Raw genomic sequence first — 4,448 nt, forward strand, 5'->3', positions numbered from 1 at the left:
CGTAAAGGAAGTCCGACCGGAAAACGCCCCGGGAACCGAAAGGAAGATGAGGCTTGAGGGCCAGTGTCTGTATTTTTTGGTAAATATTCGGTGAAATTTTTGCAGGGGTTACGTGTTTTGATCCACCCGGGACGTACTTTGAATCGTAGTCGTAGAAGGAATGACCGGTCGGGATGATTTCACAGACCCCAAGCGCCACGTCACCCATCACCGCGCAGGTCAACTCGCGCCCGTGGATGTAGCGCTCGACCATGACGATCTCGCCATACTTCCATTCGGACGAGCCGATGACTTGCGGCGGATGCGACTGCCCCTCGTGCACGATGACGACGCCGAAGCTCGAGCCTTCATTGACCGGCTTCACCACGTAAGGCGGCTTCATCGGATGCTTGTTCTGGACGGAGAAGCGGTTGACCACCCTCGATTCCGCGACGGGAATTCCGGACGCCTTGGCGACCTTCTTGGCCTGCTCCTTGTTCATGGCCAGCGCCGAAGCGAGCACACCCGAATGGGTGTAGGGAATTCCGAGATATTCGAGAATTCCCTGGATGGTGCCGTCCTCGCCGAACGGGCCATGCAGGGCGTTGAAGGCGACATCGGGCTTGAGCTCGGCAAGCACAGACCCGACATCGCGCGAAACATCGACGCGGGTGACCTGATAGCCTTCATTCTCGAGCGCATCCGCACATGCCTTCCCCGACGACAGAGACACGGGCCGCTCCGAGGAAAATCCCCCCAGGAGAACAGCCACATGCTTCTTCTTCATCCCGCCTTCCCCTCTCACGCCGGGCCTGCAACCAATATTTCCGCACGCAACATTTCCGCACATTGAGTCCGAGTCTTCCGGCAGGTTGCCCCCCAGACGGAAAACGCGGGTAACGCGTCAAACGACTCAAATCAGGAAACGCTTTAGAGCAGAGAATCAGAGAGTTGATTCCCTGGCAAGTACCTATGATTCCGAGAGATTCACTTTCCGCGAAAACGGGCGAGAAAAGTGTGTTGTTGAGTCTTTGCGGTAACGCTTGACGGCGTCGCCGACGACGCAAGTTCAAGCACTACTTGAACATCGCAGCGAGCTAAAGAAGCTGGCCCAGGAACTCCTGCACCGCGTGACCCGGCCGGAAGTTGCCCAGCCGCTTGATCTCCCAATGCAGGCGGATGCCCGAATTTTCCAGCACCCGCGCGCGCACCGTCTCGCCGAGATATTCGAGATCGTAGCCGGTCGCCGTGCCGGTGTTGATCATGAAGTTGCAGTGCATGGGAGACATCTGCGCGCCGCCGATCATCAGCCCGCGGCAGCCGGCCTTGTCGATCTCTTTCCACGCCGACGAGCCTTCCGGGTTCTTGAAGGTCGAACCGCCGGTCTTCTCGCGGATCGGCTGCACCGTCTCGCGATGGTTCTGCACGGCATCCATCGCCGCCTTAATCGCAACCTTGTCTTGCGGGATGCCCTCGAAGATGGCGGAGGTAAAGATCAACCCGCCAGGCGCCGACGAATGGCGGTAGGCATAGCCCATATCCGCATTGCTCAGCGTATAGACATTGCCTGCGCGATCGAGCGCCCGCACCTCGACCACGCGCTCGCGCGTCTCGACGCCATTGGCGCCAGCGTTCATCCTCAGCGCCCCGCCGACAGCGCCCGGAATGCCGTGATAGAAATGGAACCCGCCGATGCCGGCTTCATAAGCCACGGCGGCCAGACGCTTGTCCGGCGTTGCCGCGCCAGCCTTGATGGTGGTCGATCCGGTGACTTCGGCCTCGCCGAAGCCCTTGGCGGAGAGCCTCACCACAAAACCGGGGATGCCGCCGTCGCGCACCAGAAGGTTTGAGCCGACGCCGACGACCGTAATCGGGATTTCCTCCGGCACCGCGCGCAGGAAGGCCGCGAGGTCCTCCTCGTCGGCCGGCTGGAACAGCGCTTCCGCCAGCCCACCGGCACGGAACCAGGTGATCTTGTCCATCTCGGTATTGGGCGTGACGCGGCCGCGCAGGCCGGCAAGCTTGTCGCCGAGCTTGTCGATCAGGTCCTGGCCGCGCATCATGAGGGGGCCCCACAGAGTTCCTTGGGCAGCGCATAGGCCCATTGCGTGATGTTGCCGGCGCCAAGGAAGATGACGAAGTCGCCGGGCTTGGCAAGTTCGCGGACGGCCGGCGCGACCGCCGTCGGGCCTTCGATATAGCGCGCGTCGCGATGGCCGCCGGCACGGATGCGCGACACCAGCGCGTCCGAGGTCACGCCCTCGATCGGTTCCTCGCCGGCCGCGTAAACGGGCGCCACCATGACCGTGTCGGCATCGTTGAAGCAGACGGAAAACTCATTGAACAGGTCGTGCAGCCGGGTGAAGCGGTGCGGTTGCGCGATCGCGATGACGCGGCCCTTTGTGGCCCCGCGCGCGGCCTTGAGCACCGCCGCGATCTCCACCGGGTGGTGGCCGTAATCGTCGAAGACCTCGACGCCGTTCCAGGAACCGGTGTGCGTGAAACGCCGCTTGACGCCGGCGAAGGATGACAGGCCTTTCTTGATGGCTTCGGCGGACAGACCGAGCTCGTGCGCGACCGCGATCGCCGCCGTCGCGTTGGAGACATTATGGCGGCCGGGCATGGGCAGTCGCAGACCTGTGATCGTCGTCGTGCCCCGTCCCTTGCGGTCGCGGATCACCACGTCGAACTCGGATGTAGCTCCGTCCATGCGATGATTGGCGAAGCGCACGTCGGCCTGGGCATTCTCGCCATAGGTGATGACGCGCCGATCCTCGATGCTGCCGACCAGCGCCTGCACCTCCGGATGGTCGGTGCACATCACGCCGAAACCGTAGAACGGAACGTTCTCGACGAACTGGCGGAAGGCCTCGCGCACCTTGTCGAAGCTGCCATAGTGGTCGAGATGCTCGGGGTCGATGTTGGTGACGACGGCGATGTCGGCCGGCAGCTTGAGGAAGGTACCGTCGCTCTCGTCGGCCTCGACCACCATCCACTCGCCGTCACCCATGCGGGCATTGGTACCATACGCGTTGATGATCCCGCCATTGATGACGGTCGGATCGAGCCCGCCGGCTTCGAGCAGCGTCGCGACCATGGAGGTGGTCGTCGTCTTGCCATGCGTGCCGCCGATGGCGACCGCCTGGCGGAAGCGCATCAGCTCGGCCAGCATCTCGGCGCGGCGCACGACCGGCAGCAGTTTCTCGCGCGCCGCCTTGAGCTCGGGGTTGGATTTCTTGATGGCGGTCGACACCACGACCACCTCGGCCTCGCCGATGTTCTCGGCCTTGTGGCCGACGAAGCATTCGATGCCCCTGTCGCGCAGCCGCTGCACATTGGCGCCGTCCGCCTGGTCGGAGCCCTGCACCTTGTAGCCGAGATTGTGCAGCACCTCGGCAATGCCGCTCATGCCGATGCCGCCGATGCCGATGAAATGCACGAGGCCGATCGTCTGCGGCATCTTCATGCGCGCGTCCTCCTGTAGTCGGAAACCGTTTTGCCGGACGCAATAGCCTCTGTCAGATCGGCGAGCAACCGCGCCGCGTTGGGTTTTCCGGCCGAGCGGGCAGCCGCAGCCATTGCGGTCAGCCGGCCGGGATCCTCCATCAGCCCGCCGACCAGCGCGGCGATCCGCTCGGCCGAGAGCGTCGATTGCTGATGGACCTCGGCCCCACCGGCGGCGGCAAGTGCCGCGGCATTCGCCGCCTGGTCGTGATCGAGCGCATGCGGGTAAGGCACCAGCAGCGCCGGGCGGCCGATGACCGCGATCTCCGATACGGTCGAGGCACCGGACCGCGACATCACCAGATGTGCGGCCGCCATGCGCGCCGCCATATCGGTGAAGAAGGGCGAGACCTGCGCGTCGACGCCGAGATCGGCATAGGCGGTCTTCACTCGCGCCACGTCTTCCGCGCGCGCTTGCTGGGTGATCGCCAGCCGCTTGCGCTGCGCTTCGGGCAAAAGCGCTATCGCCGCCGGCACAGCATCGGAAAAGAACTGCGCACCCTGGCTGCCGCCGAAGACCAGGAAGCGGAACGGCTCGCTGGCATCCGACGCGACATAAGGCGATTTCGCCGCTTCAAGTATCTGCGGCCTCACAGGATTGCCCGTGGTCACCGTCTTGGCGCCGGCCGCGCTTTCCCCCTCCGGCAGGAACCCGCCGGCAATCGCATCGACCCGGCTCGACAGCGCCTTGTTGGCACGTCCCATGACGGCGTTCTGCTCATGGATCAGCGTCGGCACCTTGCGCCGTGTCGCCGCATAGAGCGGCGGCAATGTCGGATAGCCGCCGAAGCCGACGACGGCGTCGGGCTTGATCCTGGCGATGACACGCCCCGCTTGCCGCACGCCTTGCCAGATCGTCCAGAAGGACGCGAGCACGGCGAAGGGATTCTTCGAACCCAAAGTCGCCGAGCGGATGGAGTGGATCGCGGCGGCGGGAAAGTGGCCGGAGTAGCGCTCCGCGCGGC

At 64.1% G+C, this 4,448-nt stretch carries 4 protein-coding genes; all 4 read right to left on the reverse strand.

The annotated features are described in order from the left end of the window. Positions 1–766 (reverse strand): D-alanine--D-alanine ligase (locus EOA60_RS20315; RefSeq protein WP_164899425.1); only part of this gene is annotated, 766 nt, incomplete at its 3' end. Between the two features lie 310 nt (positions 767–1,076). Beyond that, positions 1,077–2,042 carry a UDP-N-acetylmuramate dehydrogenase gene (gene murB / locus EOA60_RS20320; protein WP_095824921.1) on the reverse strand — a complete coding sequence of 322 codons (966 nt, stop codon included), beginning with the start codon at positions 2,040–2,042 and terminating at the stop codon, positions 1,077–1,079. Continuing rightward, a complete protein-coding gene (murC, locus tag EOA60_RS20325) occupies positions 2,039–3,445 on the reverse strand; it encodes a UDP-N-acetylmuramate--L-alanine ligase (protein WP_095824922.1) in 1,407 nt (468 codons plus the stop codon). Before murC ends, murB begins: the two co-directional genes overlap by 4 nt. Then, the coding region (locus EOA60_RS20330; protein ID WP_164899426.1) for a UDP-N-acetylglucosamine--N-acetylmuramyl-(pentapeptide) pyrophosphoryl-undecaprenol N-acetylglucosamine transferase at positions 3,442–4,448 on the reverse strand (1,007 nt) is incomplete at its 5' end. The genes murC and EOA60_RS20330, both read right to left, overlap by 4 nt.

It is taken from the genome of Mesorhizobium sp. M1A.F.Ca.IN.020.06.1.1 (assembly GCF_004023265.1).
Classification (GTDB): domain Bacteria; phylum Pseudomonadota; class Alphaproteobacteria; order Rhizobiales; family Rhizobiaceae; genus Mesorhizobium.